The following is a 21,440-nucleotide window of genomic DNA, read 5'->3' on the forward strand; positions in this document are numbered from 1 at the left end:
CACGTCGATAGGCCGGGGGTGCAAGCGCGGCGACGCGTTGAGCCGACCGGTACTAATCGCCCGATTGGCTTGATCGCTCTCGTGATCCGTGTCCGAACTGGATCGGCCGCCGCAAGGCGGGCGAACCAGAGACACACGCCACAACGAAGACCCGCAGCGACGACGCTGCATGCTTGCCGAACACAACACTCGCCGTCGCAGCACCCTGCGCCGCCGAGTCCCAAAAGAATTGCGATGCGCCGGTCTGGTGGCCTGAGCGGCGTGCCCAGAACCCGATCCCATCTCGAACTCGGCCGTTAAACACGCCAGCGCCTATGGTACTGTGTCTCAAGACACGGGAGAGTCGGTCGCCGCCAGACCCGCCCATCGCAATCGGCATTCCCTCGACACGACACCGATCCGGCCCCGGATGACAGCGCCACCGCCCATCGCGGCAGGCGCCCCGGACACGCCGAAACACTCTTGGCGCGGGGTGGAGCAGCCCGGTAGCTCGTCAGGCTCATAACCTGAAGGTCACAGGTTCAAATCCTGTCCCCGCAACCAAACACACAGAACCCGCCGCGCCCAAAAGCGCGGCGGGATTTTCGTTCGGCCGCCCCCTCTGCGCCGAGGGATCTGAGCTGCCCCGACTTCAGGTCGGCCGCCGCGACGCCCAGAATCCACAGGGCCTCTCGCGCCGCATAGCGCCCATCACCCGAGAAGGCTCGCTGGAGTTGCTTTCGCCCGCTCGCGATAGCGGCTGGAAATGCATCCTGAGCGCACAATCGACGGGTAGCCGCGGGCTTGAAAGCTCTATAGCCCGCGCCGCCGCATCCCTCCGGCTGTAGAAGACGGCCATATCCGACTCGGAAGGACAAAGTGGCAATATCGATTGCGCACAAGCGACGCCCTGGCAGGCATTACTCCTTGAGGTTGAGCGATCAAAATCACTCTTCTTGCGTTGTTTGGACCCTTATACCCCGATCCTGAATTTAAGACTTGACCCATCTTCGGAATGCGATTGTATCAGGCGCCCGAATCGCGACGCAGTGCTTGCGTTCTGGCGAGCTTCGTCATCACGAGAAGGCAACGCACGAGACATGGCTCAGTCGACCGACGGTTCCCTCCGCTTCGTCACTCTCGCCTCTGAGATCGTCTCGGCCTATGTGAGCCACAATCACGTGCAGAGCGCGGATCTGCCCGGCCTCCTCAACGAGGTGCATGCGGCGATCCGAGGGATCTGCGATGCCGGCGCCCCCACCCCGGCCACCAAGGCGACCCCGCAGGAAATCCGGCGCTCGATCACCTCGGATTTCCTGATCTCCTTCGAGGATGGGAAGCCCTACAAGACGCTGCGCCGCCATCTCACCCTGCGCGGCCTGACTCCGGAGGCCTACCGCGCCAAGTGGGGCCTCGCCCCCGACTACCCGATGACCGCGCAGAGCTATTCCGAGCAACGCTCGCAGCTCGCCCGCTCCCTGGGACTGGGGCAGCCGCGCGCGGCGACGGCGGCGCCGGCCCCCGAGCCTGAGCCCGCGCCGCAACCCATCGGGAAGCGGCGGACCCGTAGCAAGGAGGCCGTCTGACGACGCACCGCTTGCCGTGAAGGTGTCGTCGCCCTGCCGCAATCGGCCTCGATAGCGTAGGGCCACAAGGTGCGCCTGCCTTCTCTCGGCCTGGACGGCGCGCCCGCCCCGACGCCGGAGACCTGCATGCTGACCCGCCTCACCCTGCCCGCCCTCGTCGCAGCCCTGCTGGCCGCCAGCCCGGCCGCGGCGCAGATGGCGCGTACGGAGACCCGGGAGCCTGCGAAAGACGGCACGGCGAAGGTCGTGCCCCTCAGCAAGGCCGACGTGCAGCTCTCCTTCGCCCCCGTGGTGAAGCGGGCCGCGCCCTCGGTGGTGAACGTCTACGCGTCCCACGTGGACAAGCGCTCCAGCGCGCGCACCAGCGCCATGGAGGAGTTCATGCGCCGCTTCTTCGGCGAGCCGGAGGGCGGCCGCGGACCCCGGGGCGACCGGGCGCAGCGGTCCCTGGGCTCGGGGGTGCTGGTCGATGCCGACGGGCTCGTGATCACCAACAACCACGTCATCGACAACATGAACGAGGTTCGGATCGCCCTGGCGGACCGGCGCGAGTTCGAGGCCACGATCGTGATGCGCGACACCCGCACCGATCTCGCGGTGCTCAAGATCAAGGAACCGCCGAAGGGCCTCGTGCCGATGCCGTTCGGCGACGCCGACGCCCTCGAGGTCGGCGACTTCGTGATGGCGATCGGCAACCCGTTCGGCGTCGGCCAGACGGTGACGCAGGGCATCGTCTCGGCGCTGGCACGCACGCAGGTCGGCTCGGCGGACTATCAGTATTTCATTCAGACCGACGCGGCGATCAACCCGGGCAATTCGGGCGGGGCGCTGGTCGATCTGCGCGGCCAGCTCGTGGGCATCAACACCGCGATCTACTCGCAGTCGGGCGGAAGCCACGGCATCGGCTTCGCGATTCCCGTGGGCATGGTCAAGGCCGTGGTCGATGCCGCCCGCGACGGCGCGGGCATCGTGCGCCGGCCCTGGCTCGGCGCGCGCATCCAGAGCGTGACCCCCGACATCGCCGACAGCATGGGCCTCGACCACCCGACCGGCGTGCTGGTGGCGAGCCTGCAGGCCAAGAGCCCCGCCGAGGAGGCGGGCCTGAAGCGCGGCGACCTGATCCTCACCGTCGACGGCCAGGAAGTCGCCGACCCGGAGGCCTTCGGCTACCGCTTCGCCCTCAAGGGCATCCAGGGCAACGCCCGGTTTGGGATCCTGCGCGGCACGACCCGCCAGACGGTGGCGGTCAAGCTCGCTCCGGCGCCGGAGACGCGGCCGCGGGACATGCTCAAGGTGAAGACCCGCTCGCCGTTCCTGGGCGCGACGCTCGTGAACACCTCGCCCGCGGTGGCCGAGGAGATGCAGGTCGATTTCCCCGCCGACGGTGTGGCCGTGCAGGCCGTGGACGAGAACTCCATCGCCGCCCGGGTGGGGCTGCAGAAGGGGGACGTGATCGTAGCGGTCAACGGCGTGCCGATGGCGACCACCAAGGATCTCGACCGGGTCACCCGCAACAGCCTCAATTCCTGGGAAGTGGCGATCAACCGCAACGGCGAGGTCCTGACCTCGGTGTTCGGCGGCTGATCCCGGGCGAGCCCGGCACCGGCTCGCAACCGTGGGCAAGCGTGGGCAAGGTCGGGCGCGCCGCTTGCGCCGCCGGTCGCGCCCGGTGTTGATGCGCAGATGTCCGACCTGTTCGCTTCCGCGGAGCCGCCCTCCGCGCCGGATTCCGGCCGCGCCTCCGGCACCGAGGCGGGCCGCCCCCTCGCAGACCGCCTGCGGCCGCAGAGCCTTGCCGAGGTCGTCGGCCAGGAGCACCTGACCGGGGAGGGCGGGGCGCTCACGCGCCTGCTGCGCGGGCGCAGCCTCGGCTCGCTGATCTTCTGGGGACCGCCCGGCACCGGCAAGACCACCGTGGCGCGGCTGCTGGCGCAGGGCACGGACCTGCATTTCGAGCAGATCTCGGCGATCTTCTCGGGCGTGCCCGACCTGCGCAAGGTGTTCGAGGCCGCGCGCAAGCGCCGGGCGACCGGACAGGCGACCCTGCTGTTCGTCGACGAGATCCACCGGTTCAACCGGGCGCAGCTCGACGCCTTCCTGCCGGTCATGGAGGACGGCACCGTCACGCTGGTGGGGGCGACGACGGAGAACCCCTCGTTCGAGCTGAACGCCGCGCTCCTGTCCCGGGCCCGGGTGCTGCTGTTCCGGGCCCTCGATCCGGGCGCCATCGCGCGGCTGCTGGTGCGGGCCGAGGCGCTGACGGGCCGAGCCCTGCCGCTCTCCGAGGAGGCGCGCGGCGTGCTGGTCCGCATGGCCGACGGCGACGGGCGGGCGGCCCTGACCCTGGCGGAGGAGGTGTGGCGCTCGGCGCAACCGGGGGAGACTCTCGACGCGGAGGCCCTGCAGGCCATCGTGCAGCGGCGGGCGCCGATCTACGACAAGGCGCAGGAGGGCCACTACAACCTGATCTCGGCCCTGCATAAGACCGTGCGCGGCTCGGATCCGGACGCGGCGCTCTACTACCTCTGCCGGATGCTCGATGCCGGGGAGGACCGGCTGTTCATCGCCCGCCGGCTGGTGCGCATGGCGGTGGAGGATATCGGGCTCGCCGACCCGCAGGCCCTGGTGGTGGCCAACGCCGCCAAGGACGCCTTCGACTTCCTCGGCAGTCCGGAGGGGGAGCTGGCGCTCGCCCAGGCGGCGATCTACCTCGCCTGCGCGCCGAAATCGAACGCGGTCTACACCGCCTACAAGGCCGCGACCCGGCTCGCCAAGGAGGCGGGCTCCCTGCCGCCGCCGCGGACCATCCTCAACGCGCCGACCAAGCTGATGAAGCGGATCGGCTACGGCGAGGGCTACCGCTACGACCACGACGAGCCCGATGCCTTCTCGGGACAGGATTACTGGCCCGACGCGCTGGGGCGCCAGCACCTCTACGAGCCCACCGAGCGCGGCTACGAGACCCGCCTCGCCGAGCGCCTCGACCGGTGGGAGGCTCTGCGCAAGCAACGGCGCGGGGAGGCGTAGAGGCGTCCGACGTCATCGCGAGCGCAGCGAAGACAGCGTCATAGGTCGAGGGGCGCGTTGTCGATCACCTCCTTCATCACGAAGAAGGTCCGGGTCTGGCGCACCCCCGGCAGGCCGATCAGCGTGGCGCTGTGGAGGCGGTTGAAGTCGGCCATGTCGGAGACCCGGATCTTCAGCATGTAGTCGAAGTCGCCGGCCACGAGATGGCAGTCGAGGAGCACGGGAATCGCCCGCACGGCAGCCTCGAATTCGGAAAAGCTCTCGGGGGTCGAGCGGTCGAGCACGACGCCGACGAAGACCAGGGTACCGCGTCCGACCCGCATCGGATCGATCAGCGCCCGGACCGCCCGCACGAACCCGTCCGCGAACAGGCGCTGGATCCGGCGGTGGCAGGTGGCCGCGCTGGTGCCGACCCGCTCGGCGATCTCGGCATTGGCCATCCGACCGTCCGCCTGGAGCAGGCGCAGGATCTTCTGGTCGATCCGGTCGAGCCCTTCGGACATGGACGATTCTTTCATGTTCGACTGGAAAACCGGACTTTCCTGCGTGAGTTTGGCTTGGCAACGCAAGAGACCGGCCTTCGACGCCCAAAGATCGAGAGCACCTTTCATTGCAAATCGGGTAATTTTCCCTGCGCCTCGAAGACGGAGCCGGGAGCTCACGGCCCGGCCGTTCTCGGGGCCTCGCCTCGATGCATCCGGGCCGGACGGAGACCGCTCCTGCCCCCGGGCGCGTCCCGAGATCTGGAGAGACCCGATGCTGGCACAGTTCGAGCGCTATCCCCTGACCTTCGGCCCGACGCCGATCGAGCCGCTCAAGCGCCTGACGGCTCATCTCGGCGGCGAGGTTGAGATCTTCGCCAAGCGCGAGGATTGCAATTCCGGCCTCGCCTATGGCGGCAACAAGCTGCGCAAGCTCGAATACATCGTCCCGGACGCGATCAAGAGCGGCGCCGACACGCTGGTGTCGATCGGCGGCGTGCAGTCGAACCACACCCGCATGGTCGCGGCGGTCGCCGCCAAGATCGGCATGAAGTGCCGGCTGATCCAGGAGGCCTGGGTGCCCCACGAGGACGCCGTCTACGACCGGGTCGGCAACATCCTCCTGTCGCGGATCATGGGCGCGCAGACGCAGCTCGTGGATGACGGATTCGACATCGGCATCCGCGACAGCTGGAAGCGGGCGCTCGCCGAGGTCGAGGCCGAAGGCGGCAAGCCCTACGCGATCCCGGCCGGCGCTTCGGTGCACAAATACGGCGGGCTCGGCTATGTCGGCTTCGCCGAGGAGGTGCGCAAGCAGGAGGCCGAGATGGGCCTGCGCTTCGACTACGTGGTGGTCTGCACGGTCACGGGCTCGACCCATGCCGGCATGCTGGTGGGCTTCTCCGCCGACGGGCGCGCCCGCAACGTCATCGGCATCGACGCCTCCTGCACCCCGGCCCAGACCAAGGCCCAGGTCCTCGACATCGCGCAGAACACCGCCGCCCTGGTCGGCGCGGGCGACATCGTCGCCGACGACGTGGTGCTCAACGAGGACTACGCCTACCCGGTCTACGGCGTGCCCTCGCAGGAGACCGTGGACGCGATCCGGCTCTCGGCCCGGCTCGAGGGGATGATCACCGACCCGGTCTACGAGGGGAAGTCGATGCAGGGCATGATCGACCTCGTGAAGAAGGGCTTCTTCCCGAAGGGCTCGAAGGTGCTCTACGCCCATCTCGGCGGCGCGCCGGCGCTGAACGGCTACAGCTACACGTTCCGCAATGGCTGAGCCGGGGCGAACGCGCCTCCCATCCATCGCCTCATCCTGAGGTGACCGCGCAGCGGGCCTCGAAGGAGGGCTCCAGGGATCGCAGCGTCCTCTGGAAGGCTCCTTCGAGGCCTCCGCTTCGCTCCGGCGCCTCGGGATGAGGGGGAGGGTGGAGGCCGCGACTCTGGCCTGCAGTCCCCTATATGGCGGCGCGGGACCCGCACCGGAGAGGGCAGGGATGATGGCACCGGCACGCGCGCTGCTCCTGGCCGCCCTGCTCGCCCTGGGCGGCCCCGCCGCGCGGGCCGCCTCGGGGCCGGCCGTGGAGGCCGAGAACGGGATGGTGGTCTCCTCGCAGCGCCTCGCCTCGCAGGTGGGCGCCGACATCCTCCGGGCCGGCGGCAACGCCGTGGATGCCGCGGTGGCGGTGGCCTATGCCGAGGCGGTGGTGAACCCCTGCTGCGGCAATCTCGGCGGCGGCGGCTTCCTGGTGCTGCACGCCGCCGACGGGCGCAGCCGCTTCGTCAATTTCCGCGAGACCGCCCCGGCCGCCGCGACCCGGGATATGTACCTCGACGCGACCGGCACCGTCGTGAAGGGCGCGAGCCTGCGCGGCTGGAAGGCGGCCGGCGTGCCCGGGACCGTGCTCGGCCTCAATACCGCGCTGGCCGAATACGGCACCCTGCCGCTGGCCCGGGTGATGGCGCCGGCGATCGCGCTCGCCCGGGACGGGTTCGTGCTGACCCGGGGCGACACCGACATCCTCGAATCCGGCACCACGCTGTTCGCAGCCCAGGCCAACGTCGCCCGGATCTTCCTGCGCCCGGACGGCAGCCCCTGGCGCCCCGGGGACCGGCTTGTCCAGGCCGACCTCGCCCGGACCCTCCAGGCCATCGCCGATCACGGCTCGGACGCGTTCTACAAGGGTGCGATCCCCGAGGCCGTCGAGGCGGCCTCACGGGCGGGCGGCGGCCTGCTGACGGCGGCCGACTTCGCCGCCTACACGGTAACGCAATCCGAGCCGCTGACCTGCCGCTACCGGGGCGCCACCGTCCTGTCGGCGCCGCCGCCCTCGTCGGGCGGCACCACGCTCTGCGAGATCCTCGGCATCCTCGACGGCTACGACCTGCGGGCGGCGGGGTTCAACTCCGCGCGAAGCGTGCACCTGATGGTCGAGGCCATGCGGCGCGCCTATGCCGACCGCAACCTTCTGCTCGGCGATCCGGCCTTCGTGGCGAACCCGGTCGACCGGCTCCTGTCGCCGGCCTATGCGGAGACGCTCCGGGCCTCGATCCGCCCGGACCGGGCGACCCCGTCCGCCGAGATCCGCCCGGATCCCGGCCTGGAGACGCGGGAGCGGGCCGAGACCACCCACATCTCGGTGATGGACAAGGCCGGCAACGCGGCCGCGCTGACCTACACGATCAACGGCTATTTCGGCGCCGGGGTGATCGCCGCCGATACGGGGTTCTTCCTCAACGACGAGATGGACGACTTCACCGTCAAGACCGGGGTGCCGAACCTGTTCGGCCTCGTGCAGGGGACGAAGAACGCGATCGAGCCCGGCAAGCGCCCGCTCTCCTCCATGGCGCCCACGATCGTGCTGCGGGACGGCAAGGTCGCGCTGGTGGCGGGCTCGCCGGGGGGCTCGCGGATCATCACGATCACCGCGCAGACGCTGATCAACATGCTGGATTTCGGCATGGCGCCGCAGGAGGCCGTGGACGCCCCGCGCATCCACCACCAGTGGCTACCCGACACGGTCTACGCCGAGCCCTTCGCGCTCTCGGCGGACACGCAAGCGATCCTGCGGAGCATGGGCCACACGCTCGTCGAGCAGAAGCCCTGGGGGGCGCAGGAGCTGATCGCGGTACGCGCCGCGGCGCCCGCGCTCCCCGAGGCGACGTCCTCGGGCAACGATGCTTCGCGCACGCAGGGGATGCGGCCGGGACTGCTCTACGGCGCCAACGACAACCGGAGGCCCGCCGGCGCGGCGGTTGGAGAATAGGGCGCGGTCGGCTGTATCGGAACAACCCCGTCGTGGCGGAACCGCGCGGCGGAACCCGCTCACCAGCACCCTCAACGGTGCAGGCGCGGATCTGCCGGCCGATGCGGGGCGCGCCTGCGGTGCGCCGGAAAAGGGGGAGGGCCCCGGGCTCGTGCGCCCGCGGACCCTGCCGCTCAGCCCTCTCCGGCCTCCCGTGCCACCGCCCGGAACCCGATGTCGCGCCGGCAGAAACCCTCCGGCCAGTCGATCCGGGCCACCGCCGCGTAGGCGCGACCTTGAGCGTCCGTGACGCTGTCGCCCAAGGCCGTGACCGCCAGGACCCGGCCGCCATCGGCCAGGAGCTGCCCGCCCTCGGCCCGGGTGCCGGCCTGAAAGACGTGAACCCCGTCGCCCTCGGCCCCATCGACGCCGCGGATCACCGATCCCCGGACCACGGCACCCGGATAGCCCGCCGCCGCCATCACCACGGTGAGGGCGGCCCGCTGGGCGTCGAATTCCAGGCTTACGCCGGAGAGGTCGCCCTCGCAGGCCGAGAGCAGGGCCGGCACGAGGTCGGAGGCGAGGCGCGGCATCAGCACCTGCGCCTCGGGATCGCCGAAACGGGTGTTGTACTCGATCAGCTTGGGGCCGTCGGCGGTGAGCATCAGGCCGGCATAGAGGATGCCGGTGAACGGGCAGCCCCGCGCCCGCATGCCGGCGAGCGTCGGGGCGATGATCTCGGCCATCACCCGGGCCTCGATCTCCGGAGTGACCACCCGGGCGGGGGAATAGGCGCCCATGCCGCCGGTGTTGGGACCGCGGTCGCCGTCGAAGACCCGCTTGTGGTCCTGGGCGGTGCCGAGGGAGATGGCCCGCGTGCCGTCGCACAGGGCGAAGAAGCTCGCCTCCTCGCCGAACAGGCACTCCTCGACCACCACCTCGGCGCCGGGCTCGGCGAACAGGGCGGTCAGCGCGTCCTCGGCCTGGTCGAGGGTCTCGGCCACGGTGACGCCCTTGCCGGCGGCGAGGCCATCCGCCTTCACGACGATCGGGGCCCCCTGCTGCCGGACATAAGCCAGCGCCGGCTCCAGTTCGGTAAAGCGCGCGAAGGCGGCGGTGGGGATGCCGCAGGCAGCGCACAGGTCCTTGGTGAACCCCTTCGAGCCCTCGAGCCGGGCGGCGTCGCGGGTCGGCCCGAAGACACGGATCCCGGCAGCCTTCAGGTCGTCCACCAGCCCGGCGACCAGGGGAGCTTCCGGCCCGACCACCACGAGGCCGATCGATTCCGCCGTGCAGAAGGCCGCCACCGCCGCGTGGTCCGTGACGGCCAGGTCCGGCCGGTTCGTCCCATGGCGGGCCGTGCCGGGATTGCCGGGCGCCGTGAACAGGCGCGTGCAGAGGGGGCTCTGGGCCAGCCGCCACGCCAGGGCGTGTTCACGGCCGCCGGAGCCGATCAGGAGAATGTTCATGCGCACGCCACCATGGACCGAGCTTGTGGGCGAAGCCTGCCGGTGGGCAAAGGTTTTTTTCGGGCTGTCCCCGCTCTGCGCGGATATCCCGGCCGCTCAGCAGCCGATGCAGACGCCCGTGTTGACGCCACCGCGCCGCCCACCCCCGTGGCGACCGAGATGACGGCCTCCATGGACTCCCCCCCGGATGCCGCGATAGGGCAGGACGGGTCCGAAGGACTCGAATTGGACGTTGCGCTGGATCGTCTGGTTCAGCGTATTGAAGTCCGAGACCCGCTGCTGGTTGAGCGCCCGGATCTGACCCTGCAGGGCGAACGAGGCGTTGGCGGCGTTCGGGTCGTTCTGCTGCACCTGGGCCTGGGCGGCGCCGACCGGGAGGGCGAGCGCCAGGGCGAGGAGCGCGCGGGATGCGGGGCGCATGGGTCCCTCCGTGCAACGTATCGCGATGTATCGCGTGGTCTTTCGAACTCGACGCGCCAGGATCGGTCCGGGTTCCGGGCCGCGTCAACCCGGCACGACCGGGGATTTCGTCTCCGGAAGGGTCTCGACCAGCTTGGGATCCAGCCCGGTATGCGCCTGGACCAGGGGATGCGGGGTCAGAGCCAGCCACTGGGTCAGGGAGATATCGGCATAGCGCGGGCTCTTGAAGATCTCCAAGAAGGTCAGTGTCGTGTCGCCGGTATTCTCGATGTAATGGCCCATGGCGAAGGGCACGTATCCCACATCGCCGGCCTGGTAGTCGAAGGTTCGGGCCTTCGATTCCGAGCCGAACACGGTCATCCGGCCCTTGCCCGAGAGGTAGTACTGCCATTCGTCGCCATTCGGGTGCCAGTGCAGCTCGCGCAGGCCCCCGGGCTCGACCTCGACCAGCGCTGCGGCGATCGTCACGGAGGCCGGGAACACCGTGGAATCGGTGATGCGCACGCTGCCGCCCCGGGTGCGGATCGGCTCCTGCGCCAGCATCCGGTGGCTGAACGACTTCGGCACCGGGCCCGAGCCGCCCATCCGGTCGGCCGTGAGCGGGCCGGGCTTCGGCCCGGGGAAGATGTAGAGTTCCTTCTCGGGGATCCGGGCGAAGGCGCTCTCGGGCAGGCCGAAATTCTTCGCGAGCACGTCCTTGGGCGTGTGCGCCAGCCAGTCGGTCAGCAGGAAGGTGGAATCCTCCGAGAAGCCGCCGTCGTCGAACACGAGCAGGAACTCGCAGCCGTCGATCCCGTCGGCGGCGAGACCCTGGATCGAGTGCGGGATGCCGCCCGGGAAGTACCAGAGATCGCCCGCGCCGACATCGTCCGCGAAGGTGCGGCCGGCTTGGTCGACCGCGGTGATCCGGGCCTTGCCCTTGATCATGTAGGCCCACTCGGCCTCCTTGTGCCAGTGCATCTCGCGGACCGCGCCGGCCTTGAGCCGCATGTTGACCCCCGCCATGGCCTTCGAGACCGGCAGCTCGCGGATCGTGGTCTGGCGCGCCCAGCCTCCCTCCTCCAGTCGCATGTGGCTGTCGCTGAACGACCATTTCAGGTTCGGCATCGTGCCGTGGTCGGTGCCGGGCGGCGCCAGGGTGAACGGCTCCTCGGCGGCCCGGGGCTTATTCTGCGGCCCCAGGATATCGGCGCCCTTGCCCCGGCGCTCGGGGAGGGGCGCGGCCGGCCCGGCGGATTGCGCCGCAGCGGAGGACGCCACCATCGCGCCGCCGACGGCGATGACGGCACGCCTGGAAATCTCGGACATCGCACTCGGTCCCTGCTCTGTCGCAGGGTAACCGGACGCCGGCCGGGAGGATCCGCAACGGGGCACCATCGTGCAGTGCGGCATCTCGCCCGGAGCCTGCGCGCGATCTATATCTTGAATGCACGATCAGACGCGTCCCGATTGGGGGACGAGCGCCCGAGCGGTGCACGGGGCGCGACCCGAGGGCGAGGATGGCGGATCGGGACAGTTCAGCCGCGGGCGAGGCCGGCCGCGCCGCGTCCCACGGCCGCCTGTGGATCGCCCTGCTCGCGCTGGCGGGCGCGGGTCTCCTCGGCTACCGCCACTGGCCGGAACAGTCCCGGGCGGCGAGTTCGGAACCGGCTGCCGCGGCAAAGCCACCGGCTGTGCGGGTCGCCCGGGCCGGCCGGGCCTCCGACACCTTCAGCCTGACCCAGACGGGCACCACCCAAGCCTTCGATACCGCCGGCCTCTATCCACGGGCGACCGGCTACATCGTCGAGCGCAAGGTCGATATCGGCACGCACGTGAAGAAGGGCGACCTGCTGTTCCGGATCAGCGCGCCCGACCTCGACCAGCAGCTGGTCCAGGCGCAGTCGCAGGCGCTTCAGCTCCAGGCAGCGCTGATTCAGGCACGGGCGATGGTCGACCAGGCCGAGGCCAACCGTCACCTCGCCGACGTGACCAACCGGCGGACCGCGACGCTCGCCGGCACCGGGGTCGAGACCCGGCAGAACGCCGACACCTCCCAGGCCGGGGTGCTGGCGCAGACCGCCAATGTCGACGCCGCCAAGGCGGCCGTGAAGGTGGCCGAGGCCAACATCGCCGCGCAGGAGGCGCAGGTCGCCCGGCTCAAGGTCCTGACCGGCTTCGAGGAGATCCGCGCGCCCTTCGACGGGGTGGTGACCACCCGCAACAACGATGTCGGCGACGCGGTGACGGCGGACACGAACACGGGCGCGCCGCTCCTGACCCTGGCGCGGGACGACGTGCTGCGCATGGCGGTGAACGTGCCGCTCTACGCCGCCGACGACGTCCGCGACGGACTCGACGCCAGGGTCGAGGTGGCGCAGATCCCCGGCAGGGTCTTCCCCGGCAAGGTCTCGCGCTCGTCGACGACCCTGCTCTCCACCGCGCGGACGCTGGCGACCCAGGTCGACCTCCCCAATCCGGACGGCACGTTGCGAGCCGGGCTCTACATCACCGTCACTTTGGAGATCCCCCGGTCCTCGCCCGCCGTGACGGTGCCGAACGAGGCCCTGATCTTCGACCAGCACGGGACCCGCGTGGCGATGATCGAGCCGGCCGGGGACGGGACCGGCGTGGTGCGGATGCGCCCGGTCACGATCTTCCGCCAGACGCGCACGCTGCTGGAGTTGCGCGACGGCCTGAACGGCGGCGAGCGCGTCGTCGTGGGGCCGCCGGCCTCATTGCGCGACGGTGACAGGGTCGTCCTGCATCCGGAGGACAAGGCGGGGGCGTGAACGGCGGCACGCGGTCCAGGGCGATCCGGCCGCTGCTGCCTGCCGCTGCTGCTGCTGCTGCTGCCTGTCGGGCGTCAGGCCCCCCCTACAGGCGGGCCTGTCCAGCCTTGGGACAGCCACAACCGGCATAAGCCGTCGGACAGACGGTGCTCCGCCGCGGGGTCGACCCCCGGCGCCGTCGTGGCCGGCTGGCTCAAGGATCAGGTTGATCACCGTGGCACTCGGAACCCTCGCACTATCGATCGCGCTGCTTGGCCTGGCCCTGGCATTCTTCGGGGCGAAGCTGGCCTTCGCGGGGGGATCGTCGTTCTACCTCGCCCTGGGGGTCGGTTTGCTGGCCTCCGGCATCCAGCTGGCCCGGCGCCGCCAGAGCGGCCTCTGGATCTATGCCCTGATTCTGGCGGCGTCCTTCATCTGGACGATCGTCGAGGTCGGGCTCGACAAATGGCAATGGATCCCGCGCGGCGCCCTGATCTTCGCCCTCGGCCTGGTCCTCTGCCTGCCCGTCGTGGTGCATCGCCTGCGGGACGCGCCCGAACGGGCCTGGGCGCCGAGCCTCGGAAACGGCCCGCTCGCCCTCCGGGCCGTCGTCCTGCTCATCGCGGCCGCGAGCACCGCTTCCTGGTTCGTCGATCCGGTCGAGACGCGCGGCATCCTGCCGAAGGTCGCGGAGGCGAGGGCCGCCGTCGATCCGAGCGGCATCCCCTATCCGGCCGACGACTGGGTCGCCTATGGCGGCACCAATCTCGGTCAGCGCTACTCGGCCCTCGAGGACATCACCGTGGGCAATGTTCAGGGCCTCACGGTGGCCTGGGAGCACCATACGGGCGACCTGCGCGGCGACGGCCGGACGGATTCGAAGGAATTCACCTTCGAGGCCACGCCGATCAAGGTGAACGGGCTGCTCTATCTCTGCACGCCTCACAACATCGTGCAGGCCCTGGAACCCGAGACCGGCCGGCTGGTCTGGGCCTTCGACCCGCAGATGGCGCGGGACGGCCAGTACCAGCACCAGACCTGTCGCGGCGTGTCCTACAACGACTCGACCGGCTACGCGCCGCCGGCGGAGGCGGATCCGGCGACGGCCGGCGCCGTCGCGGCGGCGGTCGCCGAATGCCCGCGCCGGATCATCGCCGCCTCGGTCGATGCGCGGCTCTACGCGCTGAATGCCGATACCGGACTCCCGTGCCGGACCTTCGGGGCGGACGGTTTCGTCGATCTGACGGCGCAGATGCCGAACCTCCGGCGTGCCGCCTATCAGCAGACCTCGGCGCCGCTGGTGACCCGGAACCTCGTCGTCCTCGGGAGCGCGATCGCCGACAATTACTACGCGGAGAATCCGTCGGGCGTGATCCGCGCCTTCGACGTGCGCACCGGCGCGATCGTCTGGAAGTTCGACGCCGGCAAGCCCGACGCGACCGAACCGCTGCAGCCCGGTGCGCTCTACGAGCCCAACTCGGCGGTGGCCTGGACGCAGTTTTCGGCCGACGAGGCTCTGGGGCTCGTCTACGTGCCGTTCGGCAACCGGGCGCCCGATCAGGTCGGCGTGTCCCGGTCGAAGGCGGACGAGGCCCTCGTCGACGCCCTGGCGGCTCTCGACCTGGAGACCGGCAGGCTGCGCTGGGCCTTCCGGACCACGTATCACGACCTGTGGGACCGCGATAATCCGTCCCAGCCGGTCCTCCTGACCCTGCCGCAGGGCGACGGGACGGTGCCGGCGATCCTGATCCCCACCAAGGTCGGCAATGTCTGGGTCCTCGACCGCCGCACCGGCGCTCCGATCCGGCCGGTCTCCGAGGTCTCGGTCTCGACCCGGACCGACATCCCGGGAGAGGCGCCGTCTCCGGTCCAGCCGGTCTCGTCGCTCCGCTTCACGCCGGCTCCGCTGAGGGAGGCCGACATGTGGGGCGTCACGCCCTTCGACCAGATCCAGTGCCGGCTCACCTTCCGGTCGAACCGCTACGACGGCAACCCGTTCACGCCGCCGCAGGCGTCAGGCGGCGCGATCATCTGGCCCGGCAATATCGGGGTGTTCAACTGGGGCTCGGTGGCCGTCGATCCGGTGCATCACTGGATGATCGCGACGCCGCAATACCTGCCCTACCTCTACCGCCTGCTCCCGCGCCCGGCGAACGAGCCCGACCGGCGCCTCATCACCACCGATCCGGATTCCGCCCCGGGCAACGAGAATCTCGGCGGCCCCTACGCGGTGTCCATCGCGCACATGCGCTCGGCCCTCGGCGTCCCGTGCAACGCGCCGCCCTGGGGCGTGCGGGTCGGCGTGAACCTCGCGGACGGCACAACCGCCTGGAGGCACCGCAACGGCACCGTCGCCGGGCAGAAGATCGGCGGGGTCGCGGTCCCGATCCCGTTCGCCATGGGTATGCTGGCTCATGGCGGCACCCTGGCCACGGCCGGCGGCGTCGCGTTCACGGCCGCCACGCTCGACGACCGTATCCGCGGCTACGACATGCAGACCGGGGCGGTCCTGTGGTCCATGACGCTGCCGGCCGGCGGTCAGGCCACGCCGATGACCTATCGCGGCAAGGACGGCCGGCAATACGTGGTGATCGCGGCGGGCGGGCACGGCTCGCTCGGCACCACGCCGGGCGATTCGGTCATCGCCTTCCGGCTCCCGTGAGCCGGCGCCCGCGGCGCGAGCCCGGGGATCGCCGGCCTCGCGCCGGAACGGATGGCGCCGGAGGGCCCGGCTCTCCGACCGGGCAGGGGGCGTTCTAGCCCGCGAGCCGCGCCCGCGCGTCGATGCGGGCGAGGCGGGCCAGCAGGTACTCGACCTCGGCCTTCGCCTGCGCGGTGAGCGCCTGCGACGGCTTGCGCTGGGCGTCGGATGAAAAAATTCCCCGGCGCATGAACACGTATTTCCGCACCGCGAGCCCCAGCGGGCCCTGCTGCTGCTCGTAGCGCAGATAGGGGAGGTGGGCGTCGAACAGGTCGTGGGCGGCGTCGCGCTCGCCGGCCCGGCCGAGGCGGACCACGTCGACCAGCATCTCCGGGAAGGCGTAGCCGGTATTGGCCCCGTCGGCGCCGCGCTCGGTCTCGAAATCAAGGAACAGGCCGCCATTCCCCACGAGGATGGAGATGTGGCGCATGGAGCCGTCGCGCTCGAAGCCGCGCAGCGCCGAGATCTTCTCCAGGCCGGGCCAGTCCTCGTGCTTGAGCATCACGCAGGAGGGGTTCTCCGACACGATCCGGCGGATCACCCCCGGGGTCATCTGGACCGAGAAGGTGAGGGGGTAATCCTGCAGCACGAAGGGCACGTCCGGCCCGATCGCCTCGGCGGCGGTGCGGTAATAGCCGACCACCTGATCGTCGGTGCGCAGCGTGTTGGGCGGCGCGATCATCACGCCGGCGGCGCCCAGCTCCATCACCTCCCGGGCGAGGGCCCGCATGGCCGCGAAGCCCGGCGCCGTGACGCCGACGATGACCGGCAGCCGGGTGCGCCCGAGGACGCGCTTGGCCACCGCGAGGCCCTCCGCGTGGTCGAGCTTGCCGGCCTCACCGAGCTGGCCGAGGATCGTCAGGCCGTCGACGGCCGCAGCCCCGAAGAAATCGGTCATCCGGTCGAGGGAGACCTCGTCGATCCGGCCATCCGGATGGAACGGCGTCGGGGCGATCGGCACGACGCCGCGAATGTCGCTGGTGAGAGGCATACCGGTCTCCGTGCTGCTGCGGCGACCGCCGGCCGCCGGTGGGTATGCCCATACTCAAAAATCCCGGGCGCTGCGACGCACCCGGGACGGGATCGGCCTTCGGTCAGGCCGTTCGGTCAGCCCAGCAGCTTGTCCAGGGTGATCGGCATCTCGCGCACCCGAACGCCGGTGGCGTGCCAGACCGCGTTGGCGATGGCCCCCACCGTGCCGGTGATGCCGATCTCGCCGACGCCCTTCACGCCGAGCGCGTTCACCACCGCATCGTCCTCGTGGACCAGGATCGCCTCCATGGCGGGCACGTCGGCGTTCACCGGCACGTGGTACTCGGCGAGATTGTCGTTGAGGAAGCGGCCGGTCCGCGGATCCATCTCGGCCCGCTCGTGCAGGGCGAAGGACAGGCCCCAGATCATCCCGCCGTAATACTGGCTCTGGACGAGGCGCGGGTTGATCACCCGGCCCGCCGCGAAGGCGCCGGTGAGGCGGCTCACCCGGATCTGGCCGAGATCGGGATCGACCTTCACCTCGGCGAAGACCGCGCCGTGGGCGTGCATGGCGTAGGACGCCTGCGCGGCCGGATCGGCCCCGGCCTTGCCCTGGCCCTCGATGCTGGCGCGGCCGGCCCGCTTGAGGATGTCCGTGACGGATTCGCTCCGGCCCGGATCGTCGCGCCGGGTGAGCCGCCCGTCCGCCGCGGTGACGCCGGCATTGCCGGCGCCGTAGAGCGGGGAGGCGGGGTCGTTGGTGGCCAGCTCCGCGAGCTGCCGGATCACGTCGGCGGCGGCCGCGTGGATCGCGCCGCCGGCGGTGGCGGTGTGGCCGGAGCCCCCCGCGATCCCGGCATTCGGCAGGTCAGAGGAGCCCATCCTGAAGGTGAGGGCGTCCATCCCGATCCCGAGCCCGTCGGCGGCGATCTGGGCGAGTGCCGTCCAGGATCCCTGGCCCATGTCGATCGCCCCGAGCTCCACCGTGCCGGTGCCGTCGGCGCGGATCTCGGCCCGGGCCATCCCCTCGAAGATCAGCGCCGGGAAGGTGGCGGTGCCCATGCCGGTGCCGACCAGGAACCCGTCCCTGTCGCGGGTCTGGCGGGGCTGGAGCGGCCGCCCGGCCCAGCCGAAGGCCTCGGCGCCCCGCCGGTAGCAGTCCCGCAGGGCCTTCGAGGAGAACGGCTTGCCGGTGATCGGCTCGACCTCGGCGTAGTTGGCGAGCCGGAACTCCAGCGGGTCCATGCCGAGCGCGAAGGCCATCTCGTCCAGCGCGCTCTCCAGGGCGACGCTGCCGGTGGCCTCGCCGGGGGCGCGCATGAACAGCGGCGTGCCGGTGTCGAGGCGCACCGCCTCGTGCCGGATGGCGATGGCGGGGCTCGCGTAGAGGGTGCTGGTCGCCCGGCCCGCCGGCTCGAAGAAATCGTCGAAGCTCGACGAGGCGGTGCGGATGTGGTGGTCCAGCGCCGTGAGCTTGCCGGCGGCGTCGGCGCCGAGCCGGATCGTCTGCCGGGTCGGGCCGCGATGGCCCATGGGACCGTACATCTGGGTCCGGGTCGGCACGAGCTTCACCGGCCGGCCCACGAGCTTGGCCGCCATGCAGGCGAGCACCTGCGGCCCGGCCGGCACGCCCTTCGAGCCGAAACCGCCGCCGAGATAGGGGCTGTCGATATGGATGTCCTCGGGGCGGATGCCGAACAGGCCGGCGAGCCGGGCCTGCGACATGGCGAGCGCCTGGGTCGGCATCAGGAGCGTCAGCCGGTCCCCGTCCCAGCTGGCCACCGCCGCGTGGGGCTCCATGGCATTGTGGTACTGGGCCGGCGTCTCGTAGGTGGCGGCGATCGTCTTCGACGCGGCCGCGAGCCCGGCCTCGACGTCGCCGTCGGTCTCCACCGGCGGCGCGCCGACGCCGACCGAATCCGGCGTGAAGGCCTCGCCGGAATCGAGCCCGATCCGCGGGGTCTCGGCCGCGTAGGTCGGGGCGAGCAGCCGGGCCCCTTCGGTGGCCGCCTCCAGGGTCTCGGCGATCACCACGGCGATGGGCTGGTTGGCGTAGCGGACCCGGTCGTTCTGCAGGAGGTCGAGGCGGAAGGTGAACGGCCCGTCCTTAGCATCCGGATCCTTGGCGAGCGCCGGGGCGTGCCCCGGCCGCATCACCGCCACGACGCCGGGATGGGCCTCGGCGGCGGCCACGTCGAGGCCGGTGACGCGACCGCGGGCGATCCGGGCGACGCAGAGCGCCGCGTGGAGGGTCCCGGGGGGCAGGTTGTCGGCGGAGAAGCGGGCCTGGCCCGTCACCTTGAGGGGGCCGTCGCGCCGGGTCAGCGGCTGGCCGATGCTGGAGCCGTGCCGGATCGCGCCGGCGGGGCGGTTCGAGGCGGGCGTGGAGGTCGCGGTCATGCGGGTCTCCTCAGACGATGCCGAACGGGGAGGCGGGGAGCGCCGGGATCCGGGCGGGCGTCCCGGCGGCGGCCTGGGTCAGCGCGCGGATCGCCACCCGGCGGGCGAGTTCGATCTTGAAGGCGTTGGCCTCGCCGGTGGGCTTGGCGCCGGCCAGCGCCGCGGCGGCGGCCTTCGCGAAGGCCTCGGGGGAGGGTGCCTGTCCGGAGAGCGCCGCCTCGGCCTCCGCCACCCGCCAGGGCTTCAGCGCCAGCCCGCCCAGGGCGAGCCGGGCCTGCCCGATCCGGCCGCCGGCCTCCAGGGTGAGGGCGGCCGCCGCCGAGACCACCGCGAAGGCGTAGGATGTGCGGTCGCGGACCTTGAGATAGCGGGCATGGCCCCGGAAGGACGCCGCCTCGGGGGGCAGGCGCAGGCCGGTGATCAACTCGCCCGGCTGCAGCTCCGTCTCCCGCTCCGGATGGTCGCCGGGGAGGTGGTGGAACGCGGTGAGCGGCACCTCCCGGGCGCCGTCCGGCCCGGCGATCTCCACCACCGCGTCGAGGGCGGCGAGCGGCACGCAGAAATCGGACGGGTGGGTGGCGATGCAGTGCTCGCTCCAGCCCTGGACGGCGTGGATGCGGGTGGCGTGCCCCAGGGCCGCGCAGCCGGAGCCGGGCGCGCGCTTGTTGCAGGGCGAGACCGCGTCGGTGAAGAAGGGGCAACGGGTGCGCTGCATCAGGTTGCCGCCGACCGTGGCGGCGTTGCGCAATTGCGCCGAGGCGCCGGCCAGCAGGGCCTCGGCCACCATCGGGTAGGTTTTTTCGAACATCGCGTCGTGGGCGAGGTCGCTGTTGCGCACCAGCGTGCCGATTCGGGTGGCGCCGTCCGGCAGCCGCTCGATCGACGACAGGCCGGGGAGCCGAGTGATGTCGACGACCCGCTCCGGGGTGGCGACGCCGCCCTTCATCAGGTCGACGAGGTTGGTGCCGGCGGCGAGGAAGGCGGTGCCCGGAACCTGCCCGGCCGCCACGGCCTCCGGCACGCTCGCCGGGCGGATGTAGTCGAAGGTCCTCACGCCGCGTCCTCCCGGTGCTCCGCTTGGCCGGCCGCGTCCTCTACGGCCTCCAGGATGCCCGCGTAGGCGCCGCAGCGGCAGAGATTGCCGCTCATGCCCTCGCGGATGCGCTCCGGATCGGTACCGGCGTGGCCCTCGCGGATCAGGCCGACCGCGCTCATGATCTGGCCGGGGGTGCAGAAGCCGCACTGGAAGCCGTCATGGGCGATGAAGGCCGCCTGGACGGGGTGCAGCCGGTCGCCCTCGGCGAGCCCCTCGATGGTCAGCACCTCGGCCCCGTCGAGGCTCGCGGCGAGGGTCAGGCAGCTGTTGATGCGCCGCCCGTCCACCAGCACCGTGCAGGCGCCGCACTGGCCGCGGTCGCAGCCCTTCTTGGCGCCCGTCAGGCCGAGGCGCTCGCGCAGGAGATCGAGGAGGGTGACGCGCGGATCGTCGAGGGCGATCTCGCGCGGCTGCCCGTTCAGGGTGAGCCTGAGGGGAATGGTCATGCGGCGGTCCCGGCTTCGAAGGCTGGAACCGTTACAGATAGCTGCCGCCTCGCTCTCGGCGAGACCTTAAGCAGAAAGCGATGTGCGCAAGATCACGGCACGCACAGGTTGGGCGCTTATGCAGACTTGACCTTAACCTCCGAGACGGATTTCAGCACCGTCTTGCCCTTGGCGGTCTTGATCTCCAGGGCCGGCTCCGCCTTCGAGGCCTCGCGCTTGACCGTGTTGCCCTTGATCGTCTTCTTGACATCCTGGGTGTGGACCTTGGTCACCTCGCCCGAGACGGTGCCCTGGCCCCACTTGTAGGTGACATCGTCCCCGGTCTTCACCTTCGCCTTGGCGGTCATGTGCGTCTCCATCGTGGATGCGGGGAAAGGCGCCCCGGGGCAGGGGCGTTCCCGGGTTTCCACGGCCGGAATGCCGCAGGCGGATCGACCCGTTCCCGGCTCACCGGCCGACCTCCCGGCGCAGGGCCGCGACCATCGTCTCGACCGCCGCCTGCGCGGTCTCGCCGAGGTCGATGTCGGTCTCGCCGGCGGTGACGAGGCCGCGCCCCTCCAACTCCTTGACCCCCTCCGGATCGGCCTCGTGGCCGGCGCCGTCCCGGCGGATCACCGCGGTGACCTTTTCGCCGCTGACGAGGCGGTGATAGGCCGCGAAGGCGAAGATCGAGAGGGCCTTGTCGGAGAGTCCGTTCACGTCGTCGGCCATGCCTGGCGCCTCCTGCGCTCCGCGCGTCGTATCCGATGGGCGAACGCCGGACGGGGCCGGGGGCTCCGGACCCCGGCCGGGGTGCGACGACGGGTGCGCCCGTCCGAGCGGCGACGCTTCGCGCCGGGCCCGCCTTCCTGCTAGTCTCAC

At 71.1% G+C, this 21,440-nt stretch carries 17 protein-coding genes, 1 tRNA gene and 2 rRNA genes; 10 read left to right on the forward strand and 10 right to left on the reverse strand.

Going from position 1 to position 21,440, the window contains the following annotated elements; all coding sequences use genetic code 11:
• The 6 genes from GGQ91_RS26875 to GGQ91_RS26900 all read left to right on the forward strand — a co-directional run.
• Positions 1-77 (forward strand): 23S ribosomal RNA (locus GGQ91_RS26875); the annotation flags it as partial.
• 166 nt (positions 78-243) lie between these two features.
• Positions 244-359, forward strand: a 5S ribosomal RNA gene (gene rrf / locus GGQ91_RS26880).
• Positions 360-466: 107 nt separating this feature from the next.
• A tRNA-Met gene (locus tag GGQ91_RS26885) sits at positions 467-543 on the forward strand.
• A 536-nt stretch (positions 544-1,079) separates the two neighbouring features.
• The gene (locus GGQ91_RS26890) at positions 1,080-1,565 is read left to right on the forward strand and encodes a Ros/MucR family transcriptional regulator (protein ID WP_043347515.1); all 486 of its coding nucleotides are present in this window, start codon (positions 1,080-1,082) and stop codon (positions 1,563-1,565) included.
• Positions 1,566-1,691: 126 nt separating this feature from the next.
• The gene (locus tag GGQ91_RS26895; protein ID WP_043347519.1) at positions 1,692-3,149 is read left to right on the forward strand and encodes a Do family serine endopeptidase; all 1,458 of its coding nucleotides are present in this window, start codon (positions 1,692-1,694) and stop codon (positions 3,147-3,149) included.
• 99 nt (positions 3,150-3,248) lie between these two features.
• Positions 3,249-4,592: a replication-associated recombination protein A gene (locus GGQ91_RS26900; protein WP_182593224.1), complete on the forward strand. Its 1,344-nt coding sequence runs from the start codon at positions 3,249-3,251 to the stop codon at positions 4,590-4,592.
• A gap of 38 nt (positions 4,593-4,630) precedes the next feature.
• Here GGQ91_RS26900 and GGQ91_RS26905 read toward each other — a convergent pair whose 3' ends face one another.
• Positions 4,631-5,095, reverse strand: coding sequence for an Lrp/AsnC family transcriptional regulator (locus GGQ91_RS26905; protein ID WP_043385985.1), 465 nt, complete (start codon positions 5,093-5,095; stop codon positions 4,631-4,633).
• A 253-nt stretch (positions 5,096-5,348) separates the two neighbouring features.
• Between GGQ91_RS26905 and GGQ91_RS26910 the strand changes: the two genes are divergently transcribed.
• The gene (locus GGQ91_RS26910; RefSeq protein ID WP_182593225.1) at positions 5,349-6,359 is read left to right on the forward strand and encodes a 1-aminocyclopropane-1-carboxylate deaminase; all 1,011 of its coding nucleotides are present in this window, start codon (positions 5,349-5,351) and stop codon (positions 6,357-6,359) included.
• Positions 6,360-6,576: 217 nt separating this feature from the next.
• Positions 6,577-8,346: a gamma-glutamyltransferase gene (ggt, locus tag GGQ91_RS26915; protein ID WP_182593226.1), complete on the forward strand. Its 1,770-nt coding sequence runs from the start codon at positions 6,577-6,579 to the stop codon at positions 8,344-8,346.
• A gap of 173 nt (positions 8,347-8,519) precedes the next feature.
• Here ggt and purD read toward each other — a convergent pair whose 3' ends face one another.
• The 3 genes from purD to GGQ91_RS26930 form a co-directional block, all read right to left on the reverse strand.
• Entirely contained in the window at positions 8,520-9,794 is a 1,275-nt protein-coding gene (purD, locus tag GGQ91_RS26920) for a phosphoribosylamine--glycine ligase (protein WP_182593227.1), read from the reverse strand.
• Between the two features lie 96 nt (positions 9,795-9,890).
• A complete protein-coding gene (locus GGQ91_RS26925) occupies positions 9,891-10,214 on the reverse strand; it encodes a hypothetical protein (protein WP_182593228.1) in 324 nt (107 codons plus the stop codon).
• A gap of 84 nt (positions 10,215-10,298) precedes the next feature.
• Complete coding sequence (locus GGQ91_RS26930) at positions 10,299-11,522, reverse strand: oxalate decarboxylase family bicupin (protein ID WP_182593229.1); 1,224 nt, start codon at positions 11,520-11,522, stop codon at positions 10,299-10,301.
• A gap of 191 nt (positions 11,523-11,713) precedes the next feature.
• Between GGQ91_RS26930 and GGQ91_RS26935 the strand changes: the two genes are divergently transcribed.
• Both GGQ91_RS26935 and GGQ91_RS26940 read left to right on the forward strand, forming a co-directional pair.
• Positions 11,714-12,985: an efflux RND transporter periplasmic adaptor subunit gene (locus GGQ91_RS26935; RefSeq protein ID WP_182593230.1), complete on the forward strand. Its 1,272-nt coding sequence runs from the start codon at positions 11,714-11,716 to the stop codon at positions 12,983-12,985.
• A gap of 214 nt (positions 12,986-13,199) precedes the next feature.
• On the forward strand, positions 13,200-15,626 hold the full coding sequence (locus tag GGQ91_RS26940; RefSeq protein WP_043385998.1) for a membrane-bound PQQ-dependent dehydrogenase, glucose/quinate/shikimate family: 2,427 nt from the start codon (positions 13,200-13,202) through the stop codon (positions 15,624-15,626).
• Positions 15,627-15,720: 94 nt separating this feature from the next.
• Here GGQ91_RS26940 and GGQ91_RS26945 read toward each other — a convergent pair whose 3' ends face one another.
• The 6 genes from GGQ91_RS26945 to GGQ91_RS26970 all read right to left on the reverse strand — a co-directional run bounded on the left by GGQ91_RS26945 (position 15,721) and on the right by GGQ91_RS26970 (position 21,290).
• Positions 15,721-16,656 carry a dihydrodipicolinate synthase family protein gene (locus GGQ91_RS26945; protein WP_043385968.1) on the reverse strand — a complete coding sequence of 312 codons (936 nt, stop codon included), beginning with the start codon at positions 16,654-16,656 and terminating at the stop codon, positions 15,721-15,723.
• A 116-nt stretch (positions 16,657-16,772) separates the two neighbouring features.
• Complete coding sequence (locus tag GGQ91_RS26950; protein WP_182593231.1) at positions 16,773-19,037, reverse strand: xanthine dehydrogenase family protein molybdopterin-binding subunit; 2,265 nt, start codon at positions 19,035-19,037, stop codon at positions 16,773-16,775.
• A 10-nt stretch (positions 19,038-19,047) separates the two neighbouring features.
• The gene (locus tag GGQ91_RS26955) at positions 19,048-20,091 is read right to left on the reverse strand and encodes an FAD binding domain-containing protein (RefSeq protein ID WP_182593232.1); all 1,044 of its coding nucleotides are present in this window, start codon (positions 20,089-20,091) and stop codon (positions 19,048-19,050) included.
• Positions 20,088-20,579 carry a (2Fe-2S)-binding protein gene (locus GGQ91_RS26960; protein WP_182593233.1) on the reverse strand — a complete coding sequence of 164 codons (492 nt, stop codon included), beginning with the start codon at positions 20,577-20,579 and terminating at the stop codon, positions 20,088-20,090. Before GGQ91_RS26960 ends, GGQ91_RS26955 begins: the two co-directional genes overlap by 4 nt.
• A 116-nt stretch (positions 20,580-20,695) precedes the next feature.
• On the reverse strand, positions 20,696-20,926 hold the full coding sequence (locus GGQ91_RS26965; protein WP_043385962.1) for a hypervirulence associated TUDOR domain-containing protein: 231 nt from the start codon (positions 20,924-20,926) through the stop codon (positions 20,696-20,698).
• A gap of 100 nt (positions 20,927-21,026) precedes the next feature.
• On the reverse strand, positions 21,027-21,290 hold the full coding sequence (locus GGQ91_RS26970; RefSeq protein WP_043385959.1) for a hypothetical protein: 264 nt from the start codon (positions 21,288-21,290) through the stop codon (positions 21,027-21,029).
• Positions 21,291-21,440 lie beyond the last annotated feature (150 nt).

Origin of the sequence: Methylobacterium fujisawaense (genome assembly GCF_014138435.1) — a bacterium.
GTDB lineage: Bacteria > Pseudomonadota > Alphaproteobacteria > Rhizobiales > Beijerinckiaceae > Methylobacterium > Methylobacterium fujisawaense.

Bases quoted from the DNA above. Each gene is read 5' to 3' on its own strand.
- ggt (WP_182593226.1), top strand. From the start codon at position 6,577: ATGATGGCACCGGCACGCGCGCTGCTCCTGGCCGCCCTGCTCGCCCTG.
- GGQ91_RS26930 (WP_182593229.1), bottom strand. From the start codon at position 11,522: ATGTCCGAGATTTCCAGGCGTGCCGTCATCGCCGTCGGCGGCGCGATG.
- GGQ91_RS26970 (WP_043385959.1), bottom strand. From the start codon at position 21,290: ATGGCCGACGACGTGAACGGACTCTCCGACAAGGCCCTCTCGATCTTC.
- purD (WP_182593227.1), bottom strand. From the start codon at position 9,794: ATGAACATTCTCCTGATCGGCTCCGGCGGCCGTGAACACGCCCTGGCG.
- GGQ91_RS26945 (WP_043385968.1), bottom strand. From the start codon at position 16,656: ATGCCTCTCACCAGCGACATTCGCGGCGTCGTGCCGATCGCCCCGACG.
- GGQ91_RS26910 (WP_182593225.1), top strand. From the start codon at position 5,349: ATGCTGGCACAGTTCGAGCGCTATCCCCTGACCTTCGGCCCGACGCCG.
- GGQ91_RS26890 (WP_043347515.1), top strand. From the start codon at position 1,080: ATGGCTCAGTCGACCGACGGTTCCCTCCGCTTCGTCACTCTCGCCTCT.
- GGQ91_RS26960 (WP_182593233.1), bottom strand. From the start codon at position 20,579: ATGACCATTCCCCTCAGGCTCACCCTGAACGGGCAGCCGCGCGAGATC.
- GGQ91_RS26935 (WP_182593230.1), top strand. From the start codon at position 11,714: ATGGCGGATCGGGACAGTTCAGCCGCGGGCGAGGCCGGCCGCGCCGCG.
- GGQ91_RS26925 (WP_182593228.1), bottom strand. From the start codon at position 10,214: ATGCGCCCCGCATCCCGCGCGCTCCTCGCCCTGGCGCTCGCCCTCCCG.
- GGQ91_RS26905 (WP_043385985.1), bottom strand. From the start codon at position 5,095: ATGTCCGAAGGGCTCGACCGGATCGACCAGAAGATCCTGCGCCTGCTC.
- GGQ91_RS26900 (WP_182593224.1), top strand. From the start codon at position 3,249: ATGTCCGACCTGTTCGCTTCCGCGGAGCCGCCCTCCGCGCCGGATTCC.
- GGQ91_RS26965 (WP_043385962.1), bottom strand. From the start codon at position 20,926: ATGACCGCCAAGGCGAAGGTGAAGACCGGGGACGATGTCACCTACAAG.
- GGQ91_RS26950 (WP_182593231.1), bottom strand. From the start codon at position 19,037: ATGACCGCGACCTCCACGCCCGCCTCGAACCGCCCCGCCGGCGCGATC.
- GGQ91_RS26895 (WP_043347519.1), top strand. From the start codon at position 1,692: ATGCTGACCCGCCTCACCCTGCCCGCCCTCGTCGCAGCCCTGCTGGCC.